The organism is uncultured Ligilactobacillus sp., assembly GCF_948826705.1.
Lineage (GTDB): Bacteria > Bacillota > Bacilli > Lactobacillales > Lactobacillaceae > Ligilactobacillus.
On sequence record NZ_CAQLEL010000111.1, the window covers coordinates 1 to 1308 of the forward strand.

1 protein-coding gene is annotated in these 1308 nt (G+C 33.2%); it reads right to left on the reverse strand.

The window, feature by feature from the left end; genetic code table 11:
* Positions 1 to 191: 191 nt before the first annotated feature.
* Positions 192 to 1214, reverse strand: a complete 1023-nt coding sequence (locus Q9Q35_RS07540; RefSeq protein ID WP_304652817.1) for a transposase — start codon at positions 1212 to 1214, stop codon at positions 192 to 194.
* Positions 1215 to 1308 lie beyond the last annotated feature (94 nt).

The following is a 1308-nucleotide window of genomic DNA, read 5'->3' on the forward strand; positions in this document are numbered from 1 at the left end:
ATTCCTGCTATATAAAACGTGAACAAACGTAATCAAATATATCAAATGATTACATTTGAGAAAGAAATATAGCTTTTCCTTTCCTAATTTTATTTACTACCATCAACGCTAGTATTCCCATATCCTAACAAGAGGGTAATGACATTGACTAGCTCAGATAGCCTAAGGGTGTAGCTCACCCCGTTATATTTTTAACCTATTAAAGCCAAAAGATTTTTTACTGCATTTTCATCTCTATCCATAACTGCACCACATTCATAACAAATATATTCATTATGCTTAGTTTTGTATTTTTGATTACCATCAAGACTAATTTTTTCATCACCAGTCTTGATATGACCGCAATCAGAACATCTTTGTGTGCTTGGATAGTATTTATCAGCTAAGACTACTTCTTTATCATACCAACTAGCTTTATAGATCAATACTTGTCTAAAATAACCAAATAATGAACGTTGAAGTCCTTTAGAGGCGACATGTGTCATCTGCATTTTTTTGACATCTAGGTCTTCAATCACTATCTGGTCGTAATTAATGACTAACTCGGTGGTGAATTTTTGGATAATATTATGTTGAATATTAGCTACTTTGCGATAATCACGTTGTAACTTGGCTCTCGTTTTAACGTAATTATTTGTTTTAGTGGCTTTTTTACCATTCACAACACGTTTTTTAGCTAATTTTCTTTGATAATACTTGATACGTTTATAAAGTCGTTTCAAATTATCTGGCAAGATGTTTATCTTACCATCTGTGTAGTTTAGATGTCCGACATTGGCGTCAACGGCTGAATGCTTACCAGTCTTGATCTTCTTTTTTATCTCTACTTCAAAAGGTAGACTAGCCCAGTATTTATCATTTTCACGGTAAATTGAAACTACTTTTAAATCACCTTCTAAAGACTTAGCCCCTTTAAATCTGATATCGTACCAAGTTTTGATCCCTAGAGGTTTATCTAAGCGTAATTTTCCATCAATGATCTTAGCTCGATCAGTTTTAAAGCCTTGTCTAGGAGCTTTTTTAGACTTAAATTTAGGCTTGCCCCAATCTGGTTGTGCCTTATCAAAGAAATTTTTCCAAGCTTTACCTAGATCAGAGATCGATAATTGTAAACAACGAGCTGATAATTGATACTGCCAATCCGCTTTATTAGCTACTAATTCATCACGAACCTTACGTTCGCTAGGTTTTAACTTTTTATCCTCTAAAATCAAGGAACTATCATACTTTCACTTACCTCTGCATAATCTCTGAATATTTTTGCCATTGTTTGTTTTCTCCTTAATCTTCAATAATTTCTGTTACACA